Below are 23,765 nucleotides of genomic sequence, written 5' to 3' on the forward strand. Positions count from 1 at the left end.
CGTCGGACGTGCCGGACGGGACGTGCCGGGTGTCGTCCCGACCACCTCGATCGTGTGAGCCGGTGCGGTGACGCGACAACTCGCATCGCTTCTGCGTCGTATCGTCGTCGTATGGACACGGGTGATGCCGTGGGACCGTCCGGACCCGGTGCCACCGAGCCGGCGCTGACGACCGGAGCGCTGGCCCGCCGGCTCGGCGTCTCGCCCACCACCCTCCGTTCCTGGGACCGCCGTTACGGCATCGGCCCCGCCGCACGCACCGGCGGCCGGCACCGGCGCTGGGCGCCCGAGGACGTGACGATGCTGGAGAGGATGTGCCGGCTGACCGCGTCCGGGGTGCCGCCCGCCGAGGCCGCCCGGACCGCGCGCGAGCGCGCCTACCCGCCCGCTGCGGCGCGTCCGCCCGAGACGGCACCCGCACCGAGAACACAGGCCGACACCCTCGGACAGACGGACGTCCTCGGCTCGGCGGACGTCCCGGGACAGGCGGACGTCGTCGGGTCGTCCGGCGTCGTCGGGTCGGGCGGCGGCCCCGGGCAGGCCGGCGTCGTCGGACCGTTCCCCGGTGATGTCCGGCAGGAGGGCCGGGGGCTGTCCCGCGCGGCGGTCCGGCTCGACGCCGTGGCACTCGAGGAGCGGTTGGAAGCCGTCCTGACCCGCTACGGCCTCGTGACCGCCTGGCAGGAGGTGATGGCACCGACCCTGCACGCCGTGGGCCGCAAGTGGGCCTCCTCCGGGGACCGGTACGTCGAGGTGGAGCACCTGCTGTCCTGGCACGTGTCCACCACCCTGCGCCGGCACACCCGGCAGCCCGCGGCGCCCTCCGGGGCCACGGGAGCCGGGCCCGTGCTGCTGGCCTGCGTCCCCGGTGAGCAGCACACCCTGCCGCTGGAGGCGCTCAACGCCGCCCTGAGCCGGCTCGGGGTCCCGGCGCGGATGTTCGGCGCCGCGGTTCCGGCGGAGGCGCTCCTGGCGGCGGTACGGCGACTGGGTCCGGCCGCCGTGGTGCTGTGGGCGCAGGCCCGCTCCACCGCGAGCCTGCCGCTGGCCGAACACGTCATCGCCATGGAGTGGGGCGTCAAGGGAGCCCGCGCGCGGCCGCTGATGGTGCTCGGCGGCCCCGGCTGGTCCGGCCGGCCCACCCGCGGCATGCTGCGTCCGGCCTCCCTGTCCGAGGCCCTCGACATCCTGGCGTCCACCCACCGCGCCGCACCGCCCGGCGAGCCATCCTGACGAGGCCGGGCCCGCTCAGCCGCGGTCGCGGGCCCGTTTGAACCGGGCCAGTCCGTCGGCGAGCCCGACGATCGGGTCCGGATACGCGTCGATACGCGCCCGGTCCGGTCCCCGCAGCTTCCACGGCTCGTGGACCGCCGCCCCCGGGAGCTGCGCCAGCTCCGGCACCCAGCGCCGGACGTACCCGCCGTCGGGGTCGTGCCGCTTGCCCTGGGTGACAGGGTTGAGAACCCGGTTGGGACGGGTGTCCGTGCCGGTGCCCGCGACCCACTGCCAGTTCAGCTGGTTGTTGGCCAGGTCCCCGTCGACCAGCAGCTCCAGGAAGTGCCGGGCCCCGATCCGCCAGTCGACGTACAGCGTCTTGGCCAGGAAGCTCGCCGTGAGCAGGCGGGCCCGGTTGTGCACCCACCCCTCGTGCAGGAGCTGGCGCATCGCCGCGTCCACCACCGGATAGCCGGTACGGCCCTCCCGCCACGCCTCGATGTCGTTGCGGGCCGTGCGCTCGGACCGCCAGCGGTCGTGTCTGGGGCGGTAGTCGGCATGTGCCGCGGTGGGCCGGGCCGCCAGCACCTGACGGTGGAAGTCCCGCCAGGCGACCTGCCGTACGAACGCCTCCGCTCCCGGACCGCCCACCAGCCGCGCCCGGTGGACCAGCTCGACCGGCGACAGCGTGCCGAAGTGCAGGTGGGGCGAGAGCCGGGAGGTGGCGTCGCCGGCCAGGTCGTCGTGCCGGTCCTCATAGGCGGCGAGGCCGCAGCGGAACCAGGCGGTGAGCCGCTGCCGGCCCGCCCTCTCGCCCCCCTCGGCCAGCCCCGGCGAGACCTCCGGCACCGCGGCCCGGGACGGCAGTTCCTCGGACCCGACGCCCGGCGGGACACGCACCGAGCGGGGCGCCGCGAGAACGTCCCGCAGCCGCTGCCCCGTCCACTGCCGGAAGTACGGCGTGAACACGGCGAAGTGGTCCGAGGAGGCCGGGGTCACCTCGCCGGGTCCCACCGCGGTGGTCACCGAGTCGTGGACGTACAGCCGCCGCCCCTCGGCCTCCAGGGCGCGCCGCAGCCGCCGCTCCCGCCGGTGGGCATAGGCGCTCGCGTCGGCCGCCATGTGCACCTCGTCGGCGTCCGCCTCGGCGGCCACCTTGCAGACCTCGTCCACGACGTCGCCGGAGCGCACCACCAGATGCCCGCCGCGCTCGCGCAGCCCGGCGTCCAGGTCCCGCAGGCAGTCGGCGAGGAACGCCAGCCGGTTGGGCACCGCGAAGCCCGCGGCGGCCACCGCCCGGTCGCGGACGAAGAGGGGGACGACCTGCCGGCGGCCCTCCAGCGCGGCCCGCAGGGGCGGATGGTCGTGCAGACGCAGATCGGCGGTGAACAGGACGACCGAGACGGACATGACGTGGCTCCGGGACGAGGGTACGGACGCTGAGCACTTCCGGCGTGACGGGCCCGTCGGATGCGCGCCTCGGCGGGCGGATGGTCAGCGGCCCGGGACGGAGGCGCCCGGGCGGGCGGGCCTTCGCGGAGGGCCGGGTCGGTGGATGCGTGCGGGCGATTTCGGTGGGGGTGGGGGGTGGGGGACTGGGTGCTGCGGGTGTTTTCGGCGGGGCCTGGTGTGGTGAGTGGGTGGCTGGGTGGGTGTTTTCGGCGGGGCCTGGTGTGGTGGGTTTCGGGCGGGGGGTCCGGTGGACGTGGGGCTCAGTGGGCGGGTCCGGGTGCCTGACGGGTTGCCGCTCGCGCGATGTTGCGGGCCATGCCGCCGAAGACCACGGCGTGGAAGGGTGACACGCCCCACCAGTAGGCGTGGCCGAGCAGCCCGTGCGGATGGAACAGGGCCCGCTGGCGGTACCGGCTGCGGCCGTCGCCGTCCGGCTCGGCGTACATCTCCAGCCAGGCCAGTCCGGGCAGCCGCATCTCCGCCCGCAGCCGCAGCAGGTGACCGGGTTCGATCTCCTCCACCCGCCAGAAGTCCAGGGAGTCGCCCACCCGCAGCCGCTCGGCGTCCCGGCGGCCCCGGCGCAGGCCGACACCGCCGACCAGCCGGTCCAGCCAGCCGCGCAGACTCCAGGCGAGCGGGAAGGAGTACCAGCCGTGCTCCCCGCCCACGCCCTCGATCACCCGCCACAGCGCGGACACCGGGGCGTCCACCACCGCCTCGCGCCGGTCGGTGTACAGGCTGCCGCCGGCCCAGTCGGGGTCGGTGGGCAACGGCTCGCTGGAGGCGCCGGGCACCGCCGCGGACGACCAGCGCGTCGCCACCGCCGCCTCGCGCACCCGGCGCAGGGCCAGCCGCACCGCCTCGTCGAAACCGAGCGGGTGGCCCGGCGGGTCCGGCACATACCCGGCGATGTCGTGCTCGTGACAGACCACCTCATGGCGCAGCGACTCCGTCAACGGCCGCGCGATGGACGCCGGTACGGGCGTGACGAGCCCCACCCAGTGGCTGGAGAGGCCCGGCGTCAGGACCGGCACGGGCACGATCAGCCGCCGGGGGAGCCCCGCGACGTGCGCGTACCGGTTCATCATGTCCCGGTAGGTCAGGATGTCCGGTCCGCCGACGTCGAAGGCTCGGTTGACGTCCTCCGGCAGCCGCGCGCTGCCGACGAGGAGGCGCAGGACGTCCCGGACGGCGATGGGCTGGATCCGGGTACGCACCCAGCTCGGCGTGACCATCACCGGCAGCCGCTCCGTGAGGTACCGCAGCATCTCGAAGGACACCGAGCCCGACCCGATGATGACGGCGGCCCGCAGCACGGCGGTCGGCACACCCGAGGCCAGCAGGATGCGGCCGACTTCCGCCCGGGACCTCAGATGCGGCGAGAGCCGGTCCTCGGGCACCCCGGCCGGCGCGAGACCGCCGAGGTACACGATGCGGCGCACACCGGCCGCCTTCGCCTGCTCCCCGAAGACATGGGCCGCGCGCCGGTCCGTCTCCTCGAAGTCCCCGCCACTGCCGAGCGCGTGCACCAGGTAGTACGCCACGTCGACGTCCCGCATCGCGGCGGCGACCGAGTCGGCGTCGGTGACGTCGCCCCGCACCACCTCCGTCTGCCCTGCCCAGGGATGGTCGCGGAGTTTGCCGGGGGAGCGGGCCAGGCAGCGCACCCGGTGCCCGGCGGCCAGCAGCTCGGGCACCAGCCGGCCCCCGATATATCCCGTGGCACCGGTCACCAGGCAGCGGAGCCCGTCCGCCGAGTCGTCGTGGTTCATCGCAGACAGGCCCTTCGCGTCGGTGACCCCCCGAGAGGACTTCCCGCCGGGACGGGCCCGCGGATGCGCTCCTCACCGGAACGGCGGAAGGACGTGTGCCGGGAGTGGGGACATGTCTGCGCTGATCGGGGGCAACCGGACCTGCACAACACGTACATTCCGTCCGGGTCCGCGACGCAGGAGGTGGCCGCCGTCATGAGTGCGAAGGTGTTGGAGCGTTTCCCCGCCGGGGCTCCGCGAGGATCTTGGCCGGCAGAGGAGTACGCGGCGGCCCGACGTGCCGCGGGGGAACCGGCGACCGTGGTGATGGACCTGAAGTCGGACGCGTTCCTCGTCGTGGTCGAGGGGCAGGAGGAGGACGGCCGCGCCTGAGCCCGGCCACTCCACCCGCGCCGGTCCGGCCCGGGGTGATCGACGGGAACGGGGCCGGGAGGGGCCGCCCCTCGCCGGCCCGGGCCGGAACGTCCGTGCAAGGCTTCCTGCCACGGCTTTCTGTCACGCCTTCGTGAAATCCGCTGGTCCTCGGCAGGAGCGACCGGCTCTTCCTTGACGGCCGTCACCGGCCGCTGCCACGATCAACGGCATGACGAAGCGACGGGAACTCACGCGGCGACGCCATGTCGACCTCGCACGCGTCTCCAGCGCCTCCTGTCGCCCGGCGGCTTGATCCGCCGTATTCCCCCTTCTCCCCGGGCCTCCGCCACGGCGTGAATTTCCTGCCTTTCCGCCACGGACGCAGCGTGCCCGCGGCATCCGTGCGATGCGCTGACGACGCCGAGGCCCCGGCAGCGACCGCCGCGCCGCGCCGCGCCCGCCATCGCCGAGGCGCCGGCCGCGGGTGTCCTGTTTCACCACGTGATCGGAGACCTCGTGTCCCTCACCTTCCACTGGTTCCTGCCCACCAACGGCGACAGCCGCCATGTCGTCGGCGGCGGCCACGGCACCCCGGCGACCGCCTCCGGCCGGGACCGGCCGCCGACGGTCGCCTATCTGAGCCAGATCGCCCGCGCCGCCGAGGACCTGGGCTTCGTCGGCGCGCTCACCCCGACCGGCGCCTGGTGCGAGGACGCGTGGCTGACCACCGCCATGGTCAGCCAGCACTCCGAACGACTGAAGTTTCTGGTCGCCTTCCGGCCCGGCTTCGTCTCGCCGACGCTCGCCGCCCAGATGGCGTCCACCTTCCAGCGGCACAGCGGCGGCCGGTTGCTGCTCAACGTCGTCACCGGCGGCGAGAGTGCCGAGCAGCGGGCCTACGGCGACTTCCTCGACAAGACCGCCCGGTACCGCCGTACCGGTGAATTCCTGCACATCGTGCGGGAGTTGTGGGAGGGCAAGAGTGTCGACCTGCACGGGGAGCAACTGCGGGTCGAGGAGGCGCGGCTCGGCCGGCTGCCCGAGCCGGTCCCCGAGGTGTACTTCGGCGGCTCCTCGCCGGCCGCCGGCCAGGTCGCGGCCCGGTACGCCGATGTCTACCTCACCTGGGGCGAACCGCCCGCGCAGGTGGCCGAGAAGATCGCCTGGATCCGTGGGCTCGCCGCGGCGCACGGTCGTACCCTGCGGTTCGGGATCCGGCTGCACGTCATCACCCGGGACACCGCGGCGCAGGCGTGGGCGGAGGCGGACCGGCTCCTCGACGGTTTCGACCCGGAGACCGTGCGCTCCGTACAGGCGGGCCTCGCCCGCAGCGAGTCGGAGGGCCAGCAGCGCATGCTCGCGCTGCACGGCGGCGGCCGGGAGGGCCTGGAGATCCACCCGAATCTGTGGGCCGGCATCGGCCTGGTGCGCGGTGGTGCCGGCACGGCCCTGGTCGGCAGCCACGACGAGGTCGCCGACCGCATCGTGGAGTACCACGCCCTCGGTATCGACGAGTTCGTGCTCTCCGGTTATCCGCACCTGGAGGAGGCCTACTGGTTCGGCGAGGGCGTCCTGCCCCGGCTCGCCGAACGGGGACTGTGGGCGCATCCCGGCCGGGCCACGGTCCCTGCCTCCGTCCGGGTGCCGTTCGCGAGCTGAGCGCCCCCGTTGCCGGCGGGCCGCCCGTTCACCCGGAGAGAGCGGATCGAAGTCGCCGGGCCGTCAGCTGGAGCCTGCCGGCCGCTCGGGAGCTGCCCGACGCCGAGGAAGCCGTCATGGCGCCGAGAAAGCCCGTCATGGTGCCGAGGTAGCCCTCATGGTGCCGAGGAAGGCGTCATGCCGAGGGAAGCCTTCACGGTGAGCCGGGGGAAGCCGTCACGGTGCCGAGGAAGCCGTCACGGTGCCGCGCCTGGTCCACTTCGCGCCGCGGCCCGGCTCGTCGGTGGCCGTCGCGGCGACACCGTGGGCGAGGCGGTGGCGGGCGCGGACGACGAGCGGATGCGGGGGGCGAGCCGTGCGGAAGATCCTCCCGGAGATTTTTCCCGCGATCGCGGCGCGCGGTGTCGGACCGGGGCGGGTTCGTTCGTGTAGGAGGTGACACAGAGCCCTGCCCGGGCCCGACGCCTTGGAGGACGTCATGAAGCACTACCTGCTCAGCGTGGTCCAGCCTGCCGACGGCACACCGCCCGACCCCGAAGCCCTCGCCGAGATCATGCGCGACGTCGAGGCATTCAACGACGAACTGCGTGCCGCCGGCGCCTGGGTCTTCGCGGGCGGCCTGCACGGCCCGGAGACCGCCACCCTGCTCCGCCCCCGGGACGGCGACGTCCTCGTCAGCGACGGCCCCTTCGCCGAGGGCAAGGAGTACCTGGGCGGCCTGTGCCTCATCCGGGCCGCCGACCTGGACGAGGCCCTGGCCTGGGGACGCAAGGCCGCCCTGGCCACCACCCTGCCCATCGAGGTGCGGCCCTTCGTGGACCAGCACTGACGGCGGATCGGCACCGACGGCCGGGGCTCCCGACATCGAGGCCGTCTTCGGGGCCGAGTACGGCCGCGCGGTCTTGGGCCTCGTCCGCTTCCTCAGCGACATCGACCTCGCCGAGGAAGTGGTCCAGGACGCCTTCGCCACTGCCGTGACCAGGTGGCCGGAGACCGGCGTGCCGCCGAGCCCGGCCGGGTGGATCGTCACGACCGCCCGCGACCGGGCGGTCGACCGGCTGCGCCGGGAGTCCTCCCGGGACTCGCGGCACGCCGAGGCGGCCCGGCTCCACGTCCCCGACGCACAGCCCGAGGAGGGCCGCGTGCGCGACGACCGGCTCCGGCTGATCTTCACCTGCTGGCGCCCCGCGCTCGCCCCGCAGGCCCGGGTCGCGCGACGGGTGCGGGAGGCCCGCACCCGGACGTGACCTTCGACACCCCGGGGTGGGCACGGAATGAACTTGAGGACATGAAAGGTTGGCCTATACATCTGACCTTCCGTCGTCCGGGCGAACCGGCCCGGGCACCACCAGCGAGGCACCCGTGAACCAGTCTCTGCCCGAGCAGCCCGCCGACCTCGTCGCCCGGCTGCGCGCCGCCTTCGGTACCGGCCGCACCAAGTCCGTCGAGTGGCGCACCGGCCAACTGGGCCGGCTGCGCGCGATGCTCACGGAACGCGGCCCCGACCTCGCCGCCGCTCTCCACGCCGACCTCGGCAAGAGCGGTACCGAGGCGTTCCGCACGGAGATCGACTTCACCGTCCGCGAGATCGACCACACCCTGGAGCACCTGTCGGACTGGCTGCGCCCCGAGCCCGCGCCGGTCCCGGCACACCTCGGCGCCGACGCCACGGCCTGGACGCAGTACGACCCCCTGGGTGTCGTCCTGGTCATCGCCCCCTGGAACTACCCGGCGCAGCTCCTGCTCGCCCCCATGGTCGGCGCGCTGGCCGCGGGCAACGCGGTCGTCGCCAAGCCGAGCGAGCTGGCCCCGGCCACCTCGGCCGCGCTGGCCGAGCTGATACCGGCCTACCTGGACACCGAGGCGGTCGCCGTCGTGGAGGGCGGTGTCCCGGAGACCACGGCCCTGCTGGCCGAGCGCTTCGACCACATCTTCTACACCGGGAACGGCACCGTCGGCCGTGTCGTCATGCGGGCCGCCGCCGAGCACCTCACCCCGGTCACCCTCGAACTGGGCGGCAAGTCCCCGGTGTTCGTAGACCGCGGCACCGACCTGCCCGCGGTGGCGGAGCGGCTGGCCCGCGGCAAGTTCCTCAACGCCGGCCAGACCTGTGTCGCCCCCGACTACGTCCTGACCGACCCGGACACCGCGCCCGCGCTGGAGGCCGCGCTGGTGCACGCGGTCGAGGGCCTGTTCGGCACCGACCCGGAGCGCTCGCCGGAGTACGGCCGGATCATCAACGAGCGGCACTTCGACCGGCTGTCCGCCCTGCTCGGCTCGGGCCGTGTCGCCGTCGGCGGCGTCGGCGACCGGACGGCCAAGTACCTCGCTCCCACCGTCCTCGCGGACGTCGACCCCGGATCGCCCGTCATGCGCGAGGAGATCTTCGGCCCGATCCTGCCGATCGTCACCGTGCCCGGCCTGGACGAGGCCATCCGCTTCATCAACGACCGCGACAAGCCGCTCGCCCTGTACGTCTTCAGCGAGTCGGACAAGACCCGTGAACGCATCGCCGCCGAGACATCCTCGGGCGGCCTCGGGTACGGCCTTCCCCTCGCCCACCTCACCGTCTCCGACCTGCCGTTCGGCGGAGTGGGGGAGAGCGGCATGGGCAACTACCACGGCCGCTACTCCATCGAGACGTTCAGCCATCGCAAGGCGGTGCTGGCGAAGCCGCTGAACTGACCTTCCGCAAGCCCCCGGGCCCGGCCGCATTCTGCGGCCGGGCCAACTTCGTTGTGCGTGCAAGGCGTTCGCCGACGCAACCGATGACTGATCGACTGGTCTAAACCCTTGACTGGTACAGACCAAGGCGGTTGAGTGTGCCCAACCCCCCACCACGGCCGCTTCCCCCTCCGGCGGACGCGGCCGTGCTCCGCAAAGGAGTTGACCCGTGTTGAGGTATCGCATCGCCGCAGTCCTGACGTCGCTCGCGATAGGCGGCTCCGCCCTGGTGCTCCAGACGGCCCCCACGGCTTCCGCGGCCGGCTTCGTGGTGAGCGAGGCGCAGTTCAACCAGATGTTCCCGAACCGGAATTCCTTCTACACCTACAGTGGTCTCACCGCTGCCCTCGGGGCCTACCCCGCGTTCGCGAACACCGGCAGCGACACCGTGAAGAAGCAGGAGGCCGCCGCCTTCCTCGCCAACGTCAGCCACGAGACCGGCGCCCTGGTGTACGTCGTCGAGCAGAACACCGCCAACTACCCGCACTACTGCGACTGGGGGCAGCCGTACGGCTGTCCCGCGGGCCAGGCGGCGTACTACGGGCGCGGACCCATCCAGCTCTCCTGGAACTTCAACTACAAGGCCGCCGGTGACGCCCTCGGCATCGACCTGCTCAACAACCCGAACCTGGTCCAGAACAACGCCTCCGTCGCCTGGAAGACCGGACTGTGGTACTGGAACACGCAGACCGGCCCCGGCAGCATGACCCCGCACAACGCCATGGTGAACGGCGCCGGCTTCGGCCAGACCATCCGCAGCATCAACGGCTCCCTGGAGTGCGACGGGAAGAATCCCGCGCAGGTGCAGAGCCGGGTCTCCGCCTACCAGCGCTTCGCCCAGATCCTCGGGGTGTCGCCGGGCGGCGATCTGTACTGCTGAGGACCCGCCGGGCGCCGTGTGGGATGCTCCGTCGATGACTGCACAATCGATCACCGCGGACGCCTCCGGGACCTGGAAACTCGGCGACCTGCCCGTCCACCGCCTCGGCTTCGGCGCGATGCGGCTGACGGGCAGCGCCGCCTTCCACCTCGGCACCCCCAGCGACCGGGAGCGGTCGCTCACCGTCCTGCGCAAGGCGGTCGAGCTCGGTGTGAACCACATCGACACCGCGGCCTTCTACTTCTCGGCGCTGCGTTCGGCCAACGAACTCATCAACACCGCGCTGTCCCCGTACCCCGACGACCTGGTCATCGCCACCAAGGTCGGCCCCTACCGCGACTACCACGGCGAGTGGGGCACCGCGGCCAGGCCCGACCAGCTGCGCGGACACGTCGAGGAGAACCTGCGCCAGCTCGGGCGGGACCACCTCGACGTCGTCCATCTGCGCCGCATGGGTCAGGAATCCATCGCCGAACACTTCGGCGCCCTCGCCGAGTTGCGCGAGGCGGGCCTGATCCGGCACCTGGCGATCTCCGGTGTCGAGCCCCGGCACCTCGCCGAGGCACTGGAGATCGCTCCCGTGGTGAGCGTCCAGAACCGGTACGCGGTGGACCGTCCCGACCCCGTCGGCGACGAGGTCCTGCGGCTGTGCGGCGAACACGGCATCGCCTTCGTGCCCTTCTACGCCGTCGCCGGAGCGGCCGGAGAGAGTGGTGCGACGACGGCCCACGACGACGCGGTGCTCTCCGTCGCCCGGGCCCACGGCGTGAGCCCCGCCCAGGTCCGCATCGCGTGGACGCTGCACCAGGGCCCGCACGTCCTCGCCATTCCCGGCACCGGCAACCCCGGCCACCTGATCGAGAACATCGCCGCCGGTGCCCTGCGCCTCACCGCCGGGGAGCGAGCGCGGCTCGACGAGGCACGGACCCGGACGGACTGACGCCGGTCACCGGGCCGCGCCCCGCATGCCGGCCGGCAGGCCCGGTCCGCCGGGCGCGTAGGCCGTCCCGCCGTACGGGTGACCGTGCGCAAACGGCGCGGCCGCGAGTTCGGGTCCGGCCGTGCAGGCCGCTGTGCCTCGTCAGCAGGTCGGCGAGGTGATGCGGGCGCGCCCGGCACTCCGGGAACGAGCTGGTGTGCCGGTGTCCGCGGTCGGGCCGGCACTCCGGGAACGAGCTGGTGTGCCGGTGTCCGCGGCCGGGCCGGCACTCCGGGAACGAGCTGGTGTGCCGGTGTCCGCGGCCGGGCTCGGCCGTGCCGCGGCACCCGGCCCCCGACCGCATCGTGACGCGCGTAGAACTGGGACTGGCGTCTGTGTAGTTTTACGTATAACCTCACCGGCTAACCACCCCCACCCGGAAGGTCACCATGCGTCGCGTCGCCCTGGTCACCCTCGTCGTCCACGACTACGACGAGGCCATCCGCTTCTACACCGAGGCCCTGGGGTTCCGTCTCGCCGAGGACGCCCCGCGCCCCGACGGCTCCCGCTGGGTCGTCGTCGAACCCGGTGACGACGGCCACGGCACCGGCCTGCTCCTGGCCCGCGCCAAGGACGAGGACCAGAGGGCCCGGGCCGGCGACCAGACCGGCGGGCGCGTCGGCTTCTTCCTGCACACCGACGACTTCGCCCGCGACCACGCCCGGATGACCGACGCCGGCGTGACCTTCCTGGAGGAGCCGCGCCACGAGCCGTACGGCACGGTCGCCGTCTTCCAGGACCTGTACGGCAACCGCTGGGACCTTCTCCAGCCCGCCGCCTGATCGTTCCCGAACCACCCACTCTGATCCACCTGCCGAGGAAAGCCCTGCCATGACCGCGCCCCGTATCGACTCCGAGACCCTCCGCCGGCTCCCCAAGGCCGTCCTGCACGACCACCTCGACGGCGGCCTGCGCCCCGCCACCGTCGTCGAGCTCGCGGCCGCGGTCGGCCACAAGCTGCCCACCACCGACCCCGACGAACTGGCCGCCTGGTACTTCGAAGCCGCCAACTCCGGCGACCTGGTCCGTTACATCGCCACCTTCGAGCACACCCTCGCCGTCATGCAGACCCGCGAGGGCCTGCTGCGCACCGCCGAGGAGTACGTCCTCGACCTCGCCGCCGACGGTGTCGTCTACGCCGAGGTGCGCTACGCCCCCGAGCTGAACACGAACGGCGGGCTGTCGCTCCGCGAGGTCGTGGAGACCGTCCAGGAGGGCCTGGCCGCCGGCATGGCCAAGGCGTCCGCGGCCGGCACCCCGGTCCGCGTCGGCACCCTGCTGTGCGGCATGCGCATGTTCGACCGCGTCCGCGAGGCCGCCGACCTGGCCGTCGCCTACCGGGACGCCGGAGTCGTCGGCTTCGACATCGCCGGCGCCGAGGACGGCTTCCCGCCCGCCGACCACCTCGACGCCTTCGAGCACCTGCGCCGCGAGAGCGTGCCCTTCACCATCCACGCCGGCGAGGCGCACGGTCTGCCCAGCATCCACCAGGCGCTCCAGGTGTGCGGCGCCCAGCGCATCGGCCACGGCGTGCGCCTCGTCGAGGACATCCCCGACCTCGCGGCCGGCAAGCTCGGCCGTCTCGCCTCCTGGGTCCGCGACCGCCGTATCGCCCTGGAGATGTGCCCCACCTCCAACCTCCAGACCGGCTGCGCCACCTCCATCGCCGAGCACCCGATCACGGCCCTGAAGGACCTCGGCTTCCGGGTCACCCTCAACACCGACAACCGGCTGGTCTCGGGGACGACGATGACCCGGGAGATGTCCCTGCTGGTCGAGGAGGCGGGCTGGACGGTCGAGGACCTGCGCACGGTCACGGTGAACGCCGTGAAGAGCGCGTTCCTCCCGTTCGACGAGCGCAAGGCCCTCATAGAGGACGTGGTCCTGCCGGGTTACGCGGCAGCGCTCTGAACCAGCCCCCTGAGGTAGGCGGCCTGTCCGATGTGCTGAAGGTCGTCGGACAGGACGCTCACCAGGCGGACCCCCAGCGTCACCGGGGGGTCCCAGCGTTCGTCCACGACGCGTTCCAGGTCCTTGGCGGCCAGGGAGCGCAGCGCGCCGAGCGTCTGCTCGTGGACGGCGTCGTAGTACCCGGTCAGCTGGTCCGCCGACTCGACGCGGACCTTGGCGACCTTGGCGGGGCTGTGTCCGTATCCGGTGTCGTGACGGGGCAGATCGAGGCCGAAGCGCTTGACCCAGTCCTGGGAGAGCCACACCTGGTCGAGGTCGAAGCCGTCGGCGATGTGGTCGTCCTGCACCCGGGTCAGGTGCCAGACCAGCCAGGCGATGGAGTTGGCGTCGGGGGCCGGGCGGTGGTGCAGTTCGTCCGGGCCGAGGCCGTCGAGGACGGCATGGACTTCTTCCTGGATGCGGCCGAAGCCGTCGATGAGGATGTCCTTTGCATGCATACCGCCCACCATCGCAAACCGGCGCCGCTCACGCGTCCGGAATCCAGCTTCCGTGGAAGCCCAGCGGCACCCGCCCCGGCAGCCGCACCCGCGCCACCGGCTCGCCGGTGAAGTCCCGGGCCGCGAGGATCAGCAGGTCGGCCGCCCCGCGGTCGGGATCGTGGACGTACGCGATCGCGTAACCGTCGTCCTCGGCCGCCCGGGGGTCGGCCGCGTCCCGGGGGACGAACACCGCCTCGCCCGCCGCCGCCCCCCGCGGCAGCCGGTGCACCTCGGTACTGCCGCGCAGCAGGTCGTGCTTGAGCAGCGCGTCGGAGAAGGCGTCGTCGGGCGGGTCGCCCCCGTCCGGGGTCAGATACGCGGCCGTCATGCCGGCGGCCGCCGCCGTGTAGCCGTAGCGGTGGCGCCGCGAGACCACCGCCTCGTTCACCCGCGGGAACTCCTGCGGCCGGTCGTCCAGCACCCGTTGCCGTACGTGCCCGTGGCGCAGGTCGACCGTCCAGCGCTCCAGCCGGGCCGTGCCCGCCGCGTACGGCCCGCCCGAGCCGCGGCCGGCGACCTGGAAGGGCGCCGGGAAGGCCATCAGGTCGACCACCACGCACCCGCCCTCGTCGTAGGCGTTGAGGGTGTGCGAGTGGAAGACCGGCTCGATGCCGAACCAGCGGACCGGGCCGCCGCAGCGCGCCATGACGCCCACCCTGGTCGCGTGGTGCCGGTTCCACACGTAGGGCACCGGGGCGCCGCGTCCGGCCGCCGCCGCGTCGAAGGTGACCGGCAGGTCGAAGACGACGACGTGCCGCTCGGTCAGAGCGAAGTCGTGCATCATCGGGGCGTCCGGCACCGGGATCCGGGTGGTACGGGCGACCCGCCCGGCGGGGTCCACCACCAGGTGCCGGACGTGGTCCCACGTGGGGTGGTAGGCGACGGCGTGCAGCTCACCGGCGTGCGCGTCGAACTTGGTGTGCGCGGTGAACGCGCCGTCCAGAGTGCCCTTGAAGTCGTGGGTGCCCACGGTGTTCAGTTCGCCGTCGAGTTCGTACGGCGCCGGCCCGCTCTCCTGGAGGGCGAGGATCCGGCCCCGGTGGGGGATCACGTGCGTGTTGCACGCGTAGTCCTCGGGCGGCACCGGGCCCGGGTACGGCTCGCCCAGCTTTCCCGCCACCTGCGAGGAGCGCACCCAGCGGTTGCGGTACCACTCGGCCCTGCCGTCGCGCAGCCGGACGCCGTGCACCATGCCCTCGCCGAGCATCCAGTGGTGGGCCCGGGGATCCTCCAGGCCGAGCACGTTCGGGCCGTTGCGCAGGAAACGTCCGTTCAGCTCGCGCGGGACCCGGCCGGTGACCGGCAGGTCGAAGGCCGTCAGCTCCTCGGTGACCGGCGCGAACGCCCCCTCCAGGAACGGGTGATGACGCCCGGTCACCCCGTCCGCCGGACGGGCCGCCGCCCGCCCGCCGCCCAGGCCGGTGAGCGCGCCCGCCGCCGCGAGCCCGGCCGTCCCGCGCAGCACGGTCCGCCGTGTGTGTTCCGCCATGACATGTCCTCCCGACCGTCGGTCACGTGACCGACGGCTTCGAGTCTGCGGCGGCGGCAGGCGGGAGTCAGGAGCCCTGGGACCCTTCCCGGGGTGGTACCAGGCCCCCTGTTCCCCCTCCGGTTTCCAGCAGCGTGACGAGCGCCCGGGCGGCGGGGCTGGTGGCACGGTCCGGCGGCAGCAGGGCCGCCGTCTCGTACTCCGTCTCGCCCGCGCCCTTCAGCGGCAGGGCCGTGAGCGACGGCCGCTTGTGCCGGAAGTGCCGGGGTACGACGGCGATCCCCAGGTTCTCGTCCACCAGGTCCAGCAGGCTGTGCACGTCGTTGACCTCCAGCGCGACCGTGCGCCGTACGCCGGCCGCGGCGAACGCGGCGTCGGTGGTGCGGCGCGGGCCCCAGTCGGGATGGAAGTCGACGAAGACCTCACCGGCGAGGTCGTCCGGGCCGAGCACGGCCGGGGCCGAGGCGAGGCGATGGCTCGGGTGGCACAGCACGGTCATCGGCTCGCTGGTCAGCGACACCGACCGCAGCTGGTCGGAGTCGGCCTGGGTGCGGTAGGCGAAGGCCAGGTCGAGCCGGCCGGCCGCGACCTCCTCCGCCAGCGCGCCCGAGCCGGCCTGCCGCAGCCGGATCTCCACGTCCGGATGCCGGCCCCGGAACGCGGCCAGCAGCCGGGCCACGTGCACCCCGGCGATGCACTGCTCGGTGCCCAGCGCCAGCGTGCCGCGCAGCACGCCCTGCACGGCGGCGACGGCCTCGTGCGCCGACCGGACCTGGGCGAGGATCCGCTCGGCCTCGGCCAGCAGCGCCCGTCCCGCCTCGGTGAGCGTCACCCGGCGGGTGGTGCGCACGAACAGCGGCGCCCGCAACTCCCGCTCCAGCGCCCGGATGGACGCCGACAGGCCCGACTGGGACACCATCAGGCGTTCGGCGGCCCGGGTGAAGTGCTGGTCCTCGGCGACCGCGACGAAGTGCTGAAGATGGCGCAGTTCCATGATTGAGAAGCCTAGCCGCTGAATCGCATCGGATTCTTCTGTTGGACCGCTGCCCGCCGACGGGGGAAGAGTGGAACCGGCAGACCGTGTGCCCACCCCTCTGGAGACGCGTTGTACACCGCACACCCCGACCGCTACACCGCCATGCCCTACCGGCGCACCGGCCGCAGCGGACTGAAGCTCCCCGTCCTGTCGCTCGGCCTCTGGCACAACTTCGGTCCCGACCGGCCCGTCGAGACCCAGCGGGCCGTCCTCCGTCGCGCCTTCGACCTCGGCGTGACCCACTTCGACCTCGCCAACAACTACGGCCCGCCGCCCGGCGCCGCCGAGTCCGCCTTCGGCGAGGCCCTGAAGGCCGACTTCGGCCGCTACCGCGACGAGCTGGTGATCTCCACCAAGGCCGGCTACCTGATGTGGCCCGGCCCGTACGGCGAGTGGGGCTCGCGCAAGTACGTGCTGTCCTCGCTCGACCAGAGCCTGCGGCGGATGGGCCTGGACCACGTCGACATCTTCTACTCGCACCGCTTCGACCCCGACACTCCGCTGGAGGAGACGATGGGGGCCCTGCACTCGGCGGTGCAGCAGGGCAAGGCGCTCTACGTCGGCGTCTCCAACTACTCGGCCGAGCAGACCCGCGAGGCCGCCCGTATCCTCGCCGGCCTCGGCACCCCGCTCCTCATCCACCAGCCGCGCTACTCGATGCTCGACCGGCGCCCCGAGGACGAGGGCGTGCTCGACGCCCTGGACGAACTCCAGGCCGGTTCCATCGTCTACTCCCCGCTGGAGCAGGGCCTGCTCACCGGCCGCTATCTCGACGGCATTCCCGAGGACTCCAGGGCCGCGAGCGACAGTCCGTTCCTGAACTCGGACGCGGTCACCGAGGACCTCGTCGGCCGTCTCCGCGCCCTGAACGAGATCGCGCGCTCGCGCGGCCAGAGCCTCGCCCAGCTGGCGCTGGCCTGGGTGCTGCGCGGCGGCCGGGTCACCTCCGCCCTGGTCGGCGCGAGCAGCCCGCGGCAGCTGGAGGACAGCGTCGGCGCGATCCGCAACCTGGACTTCGCCGACGAGGAACTGGCGAGGATCGACGCGATCGTCAGGCCGTAGCCCGCCCGGGGTCAGCGCGCGTCGGCGGTGAGCCGTTCGCTGACCTCCCACAGGCGGGCCGGCGCCCGGGGGTCGACCGCGTACGGCAGCACTCCGGGCAGGGCCCCGGAGACGTACCAGGCGGCCTCCGTCCCGGCGGTCACCAGCGGACTGACGTCGCAGTTCTCGCAGTAGACGCCGCCCAGCCCGGCGAGCCGCGGGCTCGTGGCGCACCAGACGCTCGTGGCGGCCCCCTGCTCGGCCGTCTTCAGCTGGCGGGCGGGGTCACGCACCGGGCGGCCCTCGTCGTCGACGGCACCGGCCGCCCGGCGGGCCTCCACGGGGAGGTGCCTGGCCAGGCCGGTGCCGACGGGCATGCCGGGGTGCACGGCGAACGCCCGCACACCCTCCGCCCGGCCGCGCCGGTCCAGTTCCACCGCGAAGAGCGCGTTGGCGGTCTTCGACTGGCCGTAGGCGAGGAACGGCTCGTAGGCACGGCGTTCGAAGTGCAGGTGGTCGGAGACGACGGGGGAGAAGCGGATGCCCCGCGACGACACCGACACCACGCGCGCCCCGCGGGCCGCCACCGATGTGCGTCTCCGGGCACATCGACCTGAGCCGGGACACCGGCGACCTGCTGCGCCGGGCCCTGCCCGAGCTGATCCACGTACGCGGCGCGGCGGCGGAGGCGCCGGTACTGCGCTGGCTCACCGCGCAGCTGAGCGCCGAGACGGCCGGCGGGCGGGCCGGCTCCGCGTTCGCCAACGGGAGGCCGCGACGGGGTCCCTGCCCGAGCCGGTCGGCGAGGGGTGACACGGGCCCCGCCGCATTTCGGCCAACCGGCGCCGGGAATATGCCAAGAGAGTGGCCAAAAAGACATGGTGACAGTGATTCAGTAGTGAACATACTCGACTGTGAGGTCTTCACTTCCAGCGAAGTCCTGATCACGCACCGCACATGATCCGCGCCGAGAGCGAGGCCAGCCGGCAGGCGACCGACGCGACGGGGGAGTGCGCATGCACGACGAGTTCCTGTGCCATGTCACCGCATACGGCACCTGCGGCGGACAGCGCATCGGAGTGCCCCTCGGCACCTACCGGGCGCCCACCCTGGCCCTCGCCCTGTGGTGGCTGCGCGACCGTGCGAGCTGGATCGCGGACCGCCTCGACCCGCAGCCCGAGGCCGACCACTTCCCGCCCAGCTCGCTCGTCCCGGTCGCGGACACCGTGCCCGACGTGCCGGCCGTACTGCGCGCCTGGTGCGGCGATCCCGCCCAACAGGAAGTGGTCGCCGAAGAGTTGGCCGCAGGCAGGCTGGTGCGGATCGCGACCGGCGACGAGACCACCGAGTACGAGCTGCTCGCGGAGTCCGTCGACGCGCTGCGCATGCAGCGGACCGCCAGACCCCTCGTCGTACCCGTCGCCTGACCGGCGGCCCCGGCCTGCGGACGGGGCGCGTATGCGGATGAATCGGTAGAATTTCCCGCATGGCTGAGCGGCCGGCCATACCGACTGCGCCCGAACTCGTCCTGGAGACCGAGACGGGCTCCACGGTGATGACTCCGAGCCACGACTACCTCGTCGGCCGCGACCCGCTGAGCGACATCGTCCTCGACGACGCCCGGGTCTCCTGGCACCACGCCGTGCTGCGCTGCGCCGACGGCCACTGGACCGTCGTGGACCGCGACAGCACCAACGGCACCTACACCGACGGGTACCGGATCCAGGAGTCCGCGGTCCGGCCCGGCAGCGAGATCCGTTTCGGCAACCCCGCCGACGGTCCCCGCGCGACCCTCGCCGACACCCCGGAACCGGCCCCGGACCGACCCGCCGCCGTCTCCCGGCCCGCGCTGACCGGCACCTTCCGCCGGCCCGCCAGCGTCCGCCCGCTCCCGGCGCGCACCGTCCGGATCGGCCGCGCCCACGACAACGACCTCGTCGTGGACGACCTGTCCGTCTCCCGCGACCACGCCGAGCTGCGCGCTCACACGGACGGCACGTACGAGATCGCCGACCTCGGCAGCCACAACGGCACCTACCTCAACGGCCGCCCGGTCACCCTCGCCCCCGTCGGCCCCCGCGACATCATCGGCATCGGCCACTCCGCGTTCTGCCTGGTCGGGGACGAACTCCAGGAGTACGTCGACACCGGCGAGGTGTGTCTCGACGTCCAGGACCTCACCGTCACCGCCGGCCGCGACGGGAAGGTCCTGCTGGACCACGTGTCCTTCCCGGTGGGCGAGAAGTGCCTGCTCGCGGTGGTCGGACCGAGCGGTGCCGGCAAGTCCACGCTGCTGAACGCCCTCACCGGACTGCGGCCCGCCGACCGGGGCACCGTCCTGTACGACGGCCGCGACCTGTACCGGGACTACGCCGAACTGCGCCAGCGCATCGGCCTGGTCCCGCAGGACGACATCCTGCACCCCCAGCTCACCGTCCGCGCCGCCCTCGCCTACGCCGCCGAGCTGCGCTTCCCCGAGGACACCGACTCCGCCGAGCGGCGCGCCCGGACGGCCGAGGTCATCCGCGAACTGGGCCTGGAACAGTGTGCCGACCAGCCGGTGCACACCCTGTCCGGCGGGCAGCGCAAGCGGGTCAGCGTGGCGCTGGAACTGCTCACCAAGCCCTCGCTGCTCTTCCTGGACGAACCCACCTCCGGCCTCGACCCCGGCATGGACCGCTCGGTGATGCACATGCTGCGCGGCCTCGCCGACGACGGCCACACGGTCGTCGTCGTCACACACAGCGTCCTCAGCCTGGACGTCTGCGACCGGCTCCTCGTCCTGGCCCCCGGCGGCAGGGTCGCGTACTACGGGCCGCCCGCCGACTCCCTCGCCTTCTTCGGCTTCGCGCACTGGCCGGAGGCGTTCGAGGCGTTCGACCGCGACCGGGACCGGGACTGGGGCCACGAGTACCGCGCCTCGCCGCTCCACCGGCGCTACGTCACCGACGCCACCGCCCAGCCCCGCCACCCCGGCCCGGCTCCCGTACCCCCGGTGCCGCCGCCCCGCCCGCGCCGCTGGAGCGCCCAGGTCGCCACCCTGGCCCGCCGCTACACGGCCGTCCTGAGCGCCGACCGCACCTTCCTGCTCATCATGATCGGCCTGCCGTTCGTGATGGGTGCCATGGGCCGGGCCCTGGCAGGCGGGCGGCTCACCCGGGACACCGCGATGAACGCGCTGCTCATCCTCTGCGTCGGCGCGGTGCTCACCGGCGCCGCCAACGCGGTGCGCGAACTGGTCAAGGAACGCGCCGTCTACCGGCGCGAACGCGCCGTCGGCCTGCCCAGGTCCGCATACCTGGTGTCCAAGGTCGTGGTCCTCGGCACGATCACGGTCGCCCAGGCCGTCGTGCTCACCCTCGTCGCCCTGCTCGGCGTCGATCTGGACGCCCCGGGCGGCCGGGGCGTCCTGCTGCCGCCGCTCGCCGAGATCACCCTCGCCGTCGCCCTGCTGGCGTTCACGGCGATGATGCTCGGCCTGCTGGTCTCCGCGCTGGTGCGCAAGGAGGAGGTGACGATGCCCCTGCTGGTGCTGCTCGCCGTCGTCCAGGTCGTCTTCTGCGGGGCCCTGCTCACCCTGAACGGGGTGCCCGGCCTGGAGGAACTGTCCTGGCTCGTGCCCTCCCGCTGGGCGCTCGGCGCCATGGCCGGCACCGTCGGACTGTCCCGGATCGTCCCCGGGAACGTGTCCGCCGACCCCCTGTTCCGGCACACGACGGACGTCTGGCTGCTCGACATGGCCATGCTGCTGGTGCTGGCCGCGCTCTACGGCCTCACGGTCGCCCGGCTGCTGCGCCGGCAGGAGCCGGCCGTGATGCGGAAGTAGGCGGGCGATGACCTCTACCGGATTCCGTCCCACCCACGTCGTACCGCCGCGTGGCATGCCCGCCTGGGAGGCCCCGGACCCGGCGCGGCCCACGGTGCCCCTGGACCCGCTGCTGCCGGTGGAGCTCGTGGAGCGGCGCGGCGACTGGGGTCACATCCGCTGCGCCAACGGCTGGGCCGCCTGGGTCGACGGCCGCGTCCTCGTCGCCGTACCCGACGCCCCGCCCGCCGCCGACGGCACCGAGGGCGCCGCCGACCCGCGGCCCCTGCTGGCCCGTGCCGAACAGGCGCTGGCCGACTACCGGACCGCCGTGGAGGCGCTGGCGTCCGGTGCCCTGGACGGCGAGGAGTTCGAGACCCGCACCCAGGGCCTGCGGATCGGGCTCGTCGTCGACGGTGAGTCCATGTGGCTGTACGACCCGCAGGAGGGGCGGTGGATGTACGGCGACGGACGGCGGCTGAGCACCTACGCCACCGACCGGACGGTCGACGGCGCGGACGGCACCGGGCACACCCCCACCCGGACGGCCGCGCCCGAGGGTGAGCGGTGATGGCGAGCGGGACCGGCCTGTTCTCCGGCCGGCCGTCGGAACTGATCGGCCGGAAGGTGGCGGGCTACCGCATCGAGAGCGAGGTCGGGCGCGGTGGGATGGCCGTCGTGTACCGCGCCCACGACCTGCGCCTGGACCGCACGGTCGCCCTCAAACTGCTCGCCCCGGAGCTGGCCCGCAACGACACCTTCCGCAAGCGTTTCACCCACGAGTCCCAGGTGGCCGCCTCGATCGACCACCCGCACATCGTGCCGGTCTTCGAGGCCGGCGAGACGGACGGGGTGCTCTACATCGCCATGCGGTACGTCTCCGGCAGCGACCTGCGCCACCTCCTCGACGTACACGGCCCGCTGCGGCCCCCCGACGCCGTGCGGATCGCCGCCCAGGTGGCCTCGGCCCTGGACGCCGCGCACGAGCACGGACTGGTGCACCGGGACGTCAAGCCCGGCAACATCCTGGTAGCCGAGGGCACCGACAGCGATCACCCCGAGCACGTGTACCTCACCGACTTCGGGCTCACCAAGAAGTCGCTGTCGCTGACCGGGTTCACCAGTGTCGGCCAGTTCGTCGGCACCCTCGACTACGTCTCACCGGAGCAGATCTCCGGGCGCCCGGTCGACGGCCGCTGCGACGTCTACGGCCTGTCCTGTGTCGTCTACGAGACCCTCACCGGCCGCCCCCCGTTCCAGCGGGAGGACGACATGGCCCTGCTGTGGGCCCACCAGTACGACGAGCCGCCCCCGCCGAGCGCCCGCCCCGGTCTCGCCCCGGCCCTCGACCCCGTCTTCGCCAAGGCCCTGGCCAAAAGCCCGGACGGCCGCTACGACACCTGCCTCGCCTTCGTCGCCGCCCTGCGCACGGCCATGACCACCGCACCCGCGCACGACCGCGCGGACGAGGAGCCGGACCGTCCCGCGCCCGTCCGGCCCGCCCCCCGGCCCCCGGACTGGGCCGCGCCGGCCTTCGGCGCCCACGGCGACCGGGCCGGCTCCGACCGGGCCTAACCCGGTCGGGGGCGGTGCCGGTCCGCTCCCGGACGGGGCCGGGAGGTCTCCGCCGGGCCCCCGCGACGCACCGGCCGGGCCAGCAGGCCGCCCAGGAAGCCGGCCACCAGTCCCCACAGCGCGCCCAGGCCCACCGCCTGCCACAGCCGGGGCCGCAGGAGCACCTCCCCGGCCAGCCCGCCGCCCAGGTCGCCGATGCCCAGCAGGGACAGCCCGTAGTGTGCCGAGACACGGCCCGTCAGACAGATCATCAGCACCGTCGCGGCCAGCGCGACGGCCAGGTGTACGGCGTGCTGCCACAATCGCACCCGGGACGGCGACCGCACGGCCATGCGGAAGGCCACGGCCGGCAGCAGGACGACGGCCGGCACCAACAGCCACCACATCCGGCCGTCGTACGCGGTGAGCGAGCGCAGGTTGAGCGCGGAGACGTCCGGGGTGCGCAGGATCTCGTCCAGCACGTGCGGCATCGGCAGCCCGAACGGACCGTCCACCCGGCCGTTCCAGGTCGCCCCCAGGCCGATGGTGAGGGCCGGCCAGACCAGGTTGGGCAGGCCGAGCAGGACCAGCGCGGTCACGCCGGCGACGTGTCCGCGGGTGACGATCGTGATCACGGCGGTGACCAGGCCGACGACCACGTAGGCCAGCAACAGCTCGACCATCGCGTGCGCCGCGGGGCGCACCGACTCCTGACGGCGCAGCAGCCGTCCCGGCAGCGGGGCACCGCGTGCGACCAGCAGTGCCAGCAGCAGCACTCCGGCCAGCCACAGCAGCCCGAACAGGACGGTCGACAAAACATCCGTGGTGAACCCGACCTTCGGCGCGGCGTCGAACAGGCCGGCGAGGTCGTTGAGGGTGCCGCTGCCCATGTCCACGGCGAACGTCTGCCGGGCGGCGAAGGCCAGCCCGATCAGCGCCGGCAGCCACAGCACCGCGAACCGGGCCGCCCAGCCGGCCAGCTCCCCGGCCGAGGCGACCGCCCGGTGTCGCAGTGGGCGCAGAAAGCCGGCGCCCAGCACCAGGGCGCCGGCGAGCGTGACGGACAGCGGGAGCACGGAGAGCCCGGCCTGCGTCCGGGCGAACGCACCCGCGTCGCCGGAGAGTCGCACGCTGCCGCCGACCGCGGTGACCACGGTCGCCGCCACCACCCGCGGGAACGCCCCGTCCGGCAGACCCCCGGCACCGGCCGCCCACAGCCCCAGCGCCGCCACCAGGACCATGACGGCCAGCCCGGTCAGCACCGCGCCCACGGCCTGCGCCCAGCCGTGCCGGGCGGCGGGCCACGCGGAGACGGTCGGAGGGCTCACCTTTGCCACGCTAAGCAGCGGCCGGGC

The 23,765-nt window shown here is 73.5% G+C and carries 23 protein-coding genes and 1 pseudogene; 17 read left to right on the plus strand and 7 right to left on the minus strand.

The window, feature by feature from the left end; all coding sequences use genetic code 11:
- The first annotated feature begins 111 nt into the window (after positions 1 to 111).
- Positions 112 to 1,233: a MerR family transcriptional regulator gene (locus tag ACIGYR_RS13890; RefSeq protein ID WP_399598804.1), complete on the plus strand. Its 1,122-nt coding sequence runs from the start codon at positions 112 to 114 to the stop codon at positions 1,231 to 1,233.
- 15 nt (positions 1,234 to 1,248) lie between these two features.
- Here the strand turns inward: ACIGYR_RS13890 and ACIGYR_RS13895 are convergent, their stop codons facing one another.
- Complete coding sequence (locus tag ACIGYR_RS13895; RefSeq protein ID WP_399598807.1) at positions 1,249 to 2,625, minus strand: cryptochrome/photolyase family protein; 1,377 nt, start codon at positions 2,623 to 2,625, stop codon at positions 1,249 to 1,251.
- 302 nt (positions 2,626 to 2,927) lie between these two features.
- Positions 2,928 to 4,439: an SDR family oxidoreductase gene (locus ACIGYR_RS13900; RefSeq protein WP_399598810.1), complete on the minus strand. Its 1,512-nt coding sequence runs from the start codon at positions 4,437 to 4,439 to the stop codon at positions 2,928 to 2,930.
- 195 nt (positions 4,440 to 4,634) lie between these two features.
- Between ACIGYR_RS13900 and ACIGYR_RS13905 the strand changes: the two genes are divergently transcribed.
- The 10 genes and pseudogenes from ACIGYR_RS13905 to ACIGYR_RS13950 all read left to right on the plus strand — a co-directional run bounded on the left by ACIGYR_RS13905 (position 4,635) and on the right by ACIGYR_RS13950 (position 12,946).
- Positions 4,635 to 4,811, plus strand: a complete 177-nt coding sequence (locus ACIGYR_RS13905; RefSeq protein WP_391847830.1) for a hypothetical protein — start codon at positions 4,635 to 4,637, stop codon at positions 4,809 to 4,811.
- A gap of 211 nt (positions 4,812 to 5,022) precedes the next feature.
- Positions 5,023 to 5,106, plus strand: a complete 84-nt coding sequence (locus ACIGYR_RS13910; protein WP_391847906.1) for a putative leader peptide — start codon at positions 5,023 to 5,025, stop codon at positions 5,104 to 5,106.
- A 203-nt stretch (positions 5,107 to 5,309) separates the two neighbouring features.
- On the plus strand, positions 5,310 to 6,452 hold the full coding sequence (locus tag ACIGYR_RS13915) for an LLM class flavin-dependent oxidoreductase (RefSeq protein ID WP_391847907.1): 1,143 nt from the start codon (positions 5,310 to 5,312) through the stop codon (positions 6,450 to 6,452).
- A 478-nt stretch (positions 6,453 to 6,930) separates the two neighbouring features.
- On the plus strand, positions 6,931 to 7,281 hold the full coding sequence (locus ACIGYR_RS13920) for a YciI family protein (protein ID WP_391847831.1): 351 nt from the start codon (positions 6,931 to 6,933) through the stop codon (positions 7,279 to 7,281).
- Positions 7,282 to 7,315: 34 nt separating this feature from the next.
- Positions 7,316 to 7,678: pseudogene (locus ACIGYR_RS13925) on the plus strand (sigma factor); the annotation flags it as partial.
- A gap of 136 nt (positions 7,679 to 7,814) precedes the next feature.
- Entirely contained in the window at positions 7,815 to 9,137 is a 1,323-nt protein-coding gene (locus tag ACIGYR_RS13930; RefSeq protein ID WP_399598814.1) for an aldehyde dehydrogenase family protein, read from the plus strand.
- A gap of 250 nt (positions 9,138 to 9,387) precedes the next feature.
- Positions 9,388 to 10,056, plus strand: a complete 669-nt coding sequence (locus ACIGYR_RS13935; RefSeq protein WP_399600193.1) for a chitinase — start codon at positions 9,388 to 9,390, stop codon at positions 10,054 to 10,056.
- A gap of 34 nt (positions 10,057 to 10,090) precedes the next feature.
- Positions 10,091 to 10,996 carry an aldo/keto reductase gene (locus ACIGYR_RS13940; protein WP_391847833.1) on the plus strand — a complete coding sequence of 302 codons (906 nt, stop codon included), beginning with the start codon at positions 10,091 to 10,093 and terminating at the stop codon, positions 10,994 to 10,996.
- A 428-nt stretch (positions 10,997 to 11,424) separates the two neighbouring features.
- Positions 11,425 to 11,817 (plus strand): VOC family protein, encoded by a 393-nt coding sequence (locus ACIGYR_RS13945; protein WP_391847834.1) that lies wholly within the window; start codon positions 11,425 to 11,427, stop codon positions 11,815 to 11,817.
- A 49-nt stretch (positions 11,818 to 11,866) separates the two neighbouring features.
- Positions 11,867 to 12,946, plus strand: coding sequence for an adenosine deaminase (locus ACIGYR_RS13950; protein WP_391847835.1), 1,080 nt, complete (start codon positions 11,867 to 11,869; stop codon positions 12,944 to 12,946).
- Here ACIGYR_RS13950 and ACIGYR_RS13955 read toward each other — a convergent pair.
- The 3 genes from ACIGYR_RS13955 to ACIGYR_RS13965 form a co-directional block, all read right to left on the minus strand.
- Complete coding sequence (locus ACIGYR_RS13955) at positions 12,928 to 13,443, minus strand: DinB family protein (protein ID WP_391847836.1); 516 nt, start codon at positions 13,441 to 13,443, stop codon at positions 12,928 to 12,930. The genes ACIGYR_RS13950 and ACIGYR_RS13955 overlap by 19 nt on opposite strands.
- A 28-nt stretch (positions 13,444 to 13,471) precedes the next feature.
- Positions 13,472 to 14,974, minus strand: coding sequence for a carotenoid oxygenase family protein (locus ACIGYR_RS13960; RefSeq protein ID WP_399598820.1), 1,503 nt, complete (start codon positions 14,972 to 14,974; stop codon positions 13,472 to 13,474).
- A gap of 67 nt (positions 14,975 to 15,041) precedes the next feature.
- Positions 15,042 to 15,968, minus strand: a complete 927-nt coding sequence (locus ACIGYR_RS13965) for a LysR family transcriptional regulator (RefSeq protein WP_399598823.1) — start codon at positions 15,966 to 15,968, stop codon at positions 15,042 to 15,044.
- Between the two features lie 111 nt (positions 15,969 to 16,079).
- Here ACIGYR_RS13965 and mgrA point away from each other — a divergent pair, with 111 nt between their 5' ends.
- Entirely contained in the window at positions 16,080 to 17,072 is a 993-nt protein-coding gene (gene mgrA / locus ACIGYR_RS13970; protein WP_399598826.1) for an L-glyceraldehyde 3-phosphate reductase, read from the plus strand.
- An 11-nt stretch (positions 17,073 to 17,083) separates the two neighbouring features.
- Here the strand turns inward: mgrA and ACIGYR_RS13975 are convergent, their stop codons facing one another.
- A complete protein-coding gene (locus tag ACIGYR_RS13975; RefSeq protein WP_399598829.1) occupies positions 17,084 to 17,638 on the minus strand; it encodes a hypothetical protein in 555 nt (184 codons plus the stop codon).
- Positions 17,639 to 17,640: 2 nt separating this feature from the next.
- On the opposite strand from ACIGYR_RS13975, the gene ACIGYR_RS13980 reads away from it, so the two are divergent.
- Genes ACIGYR_RS13980 through ACIGYR_RS14000 form a run of 5 tightly spaced genes read left to right on the plus strand, consistent with a single transcriptional unit; the run spans position 17,641 to position 22,431 of the window.
- The gene (locus ACIGYR_RS13980) at positions 17,641 to 18,012 is read left to right on the plus strand and encodes a cupin domain-containing protein (RefSeq protein WP_399598831.1); all 372 of its coding nucleotides are present in this window, start codon (positions 17,641 to 17,643) and stop codon (positions 18,010 to 18,012) included.
- Between the two features lie 55 nt (positions 18,013 to 18,067).
- Positions 18,068 to 18,478, plus strand: a complete 411-nt coding sequence (locus ACIGYR_RS13985; RefSeq protein ID WP_399598833.1) for a hypothetical protein — start codon at positions 18,068 to 18,070, stop codon at positions 18,476 to 18,478.
- A gap of 59 nt (positions 18,479 to 18,537) precedes the next feature.
- Positions 18,538 to 20,877, plus strand: a complete 2,340-nt coding sequence (locus ACIGYR_RS13990) for an FHA domain-containing protein (protein WP_391847842.1) — start codon at positions 18,538 to 18,540, stop codon at positions 20,875 to 20,877.
- 7 nt (positions 20,878 to 20,884) lie between these two features.
- A complete protein-coding gene (locus tag ACIGYR_RS13995) occupies positions 20,885 to 21,427 on the plus strand; it encodes a hypothetical protein (RefSeq protein WP_399598836.1) in 543 nt (180 codons plus the stop codon).
- The gene (locus ACIGYR_RS14000; protein ID WP_399598839.1) at positions 21,427 to 22,431 is read left to right on the plus strand and encodes a serine/threonine-protein kinase; all 1,005 of its coding nucleotides are present in this window, start codon (positions 21,427 to 21,429) and stop codon (positions 22,429 to 22,431) included. Before ACIGYR_RS13995 ends, ACIGYR_RS14000 begins: the two co-directional genes overlap by 1 nt.
- Here ACIGYR_RS14000 and ACIGYR_RS14005 read toward each other — a convergent pair.
- A complete protein-coding gene (locus tag ACIGYR_RS14005) occupies positions 22,428 to 23,738 on the minus strand; it encodes a streptophobe family protein (RefSeq protein ID WP_399598842.1) in 1,311 nt (436 codons plus the stop codon). The genes ACIGYR_RS14000 and ACIGYR_RS14005 overlap by 4 nt on opposite strands.
- Between the last annotated feature and the right edge of the window lie 27 nt (positions 23,739 to 23,765).

The sequence above is a fragment of the Streptomyces sp. NPDC053076 genome, from assembly GCF_044546845.1.
GTDB lineage: Bacteria > Actinomycetota > Actinomycetes > Streptomycetales > Streptomycetaceae > Streptomyces.

Excerpts from the sequence above, each read along its gene's own strand:
- ACIGYR_RS13890 (WP_399598804.1), top strand. The coding sequence starts at position 112 with ATGGACACGGGTGATGCCGTGGGACCGTCCGGACCCGGTGCCACCGAG.
- ACIGYR_RS14000 (WP_399598839.1), top strand. The coding sequence starts at position 21,427 with ATGGCGAGCGGGACCGGCCTGTTCTCCGGCCGGCCGTCGGAACTGATC.
- ACIGYR_RS13910 (WP_391847906.1), top strand. The coding sequence starts at position 5,023 with ATGACGAAGCGACGGGAACTCACGCGGCGACGCCATGTCGACCTCGCA.
- ACIGYR_RS13955 (WP_391847836.1), bottom strand. The coding sequence starts at position 13,443 with ATGCATGCAAAGGACATCCTCATCGACGGCTTCGGCCGCATCCAGGAA.
- ACIGYR_RS13990 (WP_391847842.1), top strand. The coding sequence starts at position 18,538 with ATGGCTGAGCGGCCGGCCATACCGACTGCGCCCGAACTCGTCCTGGAG.
- ACIGYR_RS13950 (WP_391847835.1), top strand. The coding sequence starts at position 11,867 with ATGACCGCGCCCCGTATCGACTCCGAGACCCTCCGCCGGCTCCCCAAG.
- ACIGYR_RS13960 (WP_399598820.1), bottom strand. The coding sequence starts at position 14,974 with ATGGCGGAACACACACGGCGGACCGTGCTGCGCGGGACGGCCGGGCTC.
- ACIGYR_RS13995 (WP_399598836.1), top strand. The coding sequence starts at position 20,885 with ATGACCTCTACCGGATTCCGTCCCACCCACGTCGTACCGCCGCGTGGC.
- ACIGYR_RS13965 (WP_399598823.1), bottom strand. The coding sequence starts at position 15,968 with ATGGAACTGCGCCATCTTCAGCACTTCGTCGCGGTCGCCGAGGACCAG.
- ACIGYR_RS13895 (WP_399598807.1), bottom strand. The coding sequence starts at position 2,625 with ATGTCCGTCTCGGTCGTCCTGTTCACCGCCGATCTGCGTCTGCACGAC.
- ACIGYR_RS13900 (WP_399598810.1), bottom strand. The coding sequence starts at position 4,439 with ATGAACCACGACGACTCGGCGGACGGGCTCCGCTGCCTGGTGACCGGT.
- ACIGYR_RS13985 (WP_399598833.1), top strand. The coding sequence starts at position 18,068 with ATGCACGACGAGTTCCTGTGCCATGTCACCGCATACGGCACCTGCGGC.
- ACIGYR_RS13940 (WP_391847833.1), top strand. The coding sequence starts at position 10,091 with ATGACTGCACAATCGATCACCGCGGACGCCTCCGGGACCTGGAAACTC.
- ACIGYR_RS13905 (WP_391847830.1), top strand. The coding sequence starts at position 4,635 with ATGAGTGCGAAGGTGTTGGAGCGTTTCCCCGCCGGGGCTCCGCGAGGA.
- ACIGYR_RS13920 (WP_391847831.1), top strand. The coding sequence starts at position 6,931 with ATGAAGCACTACCTGCTCAGCGTGGTCCAGCCTGCCGACGGCACACCG.
- ACIGYR_RS13945 (WP_391847834.1), top strand. The coding sequence starts at position 11,425 with ATGCGTCGCGTCGCCCTGGTCACCCTCGTCGTCCACGACTACGACGAG.
- ACIGYR_RS13980 (WP_399598831.1), top strand. The coding sequence starts at position 17,641 with ATGTGCGTCTCCGGGCACATCGACCTGAGCCGGGACACCGGCGACCTG.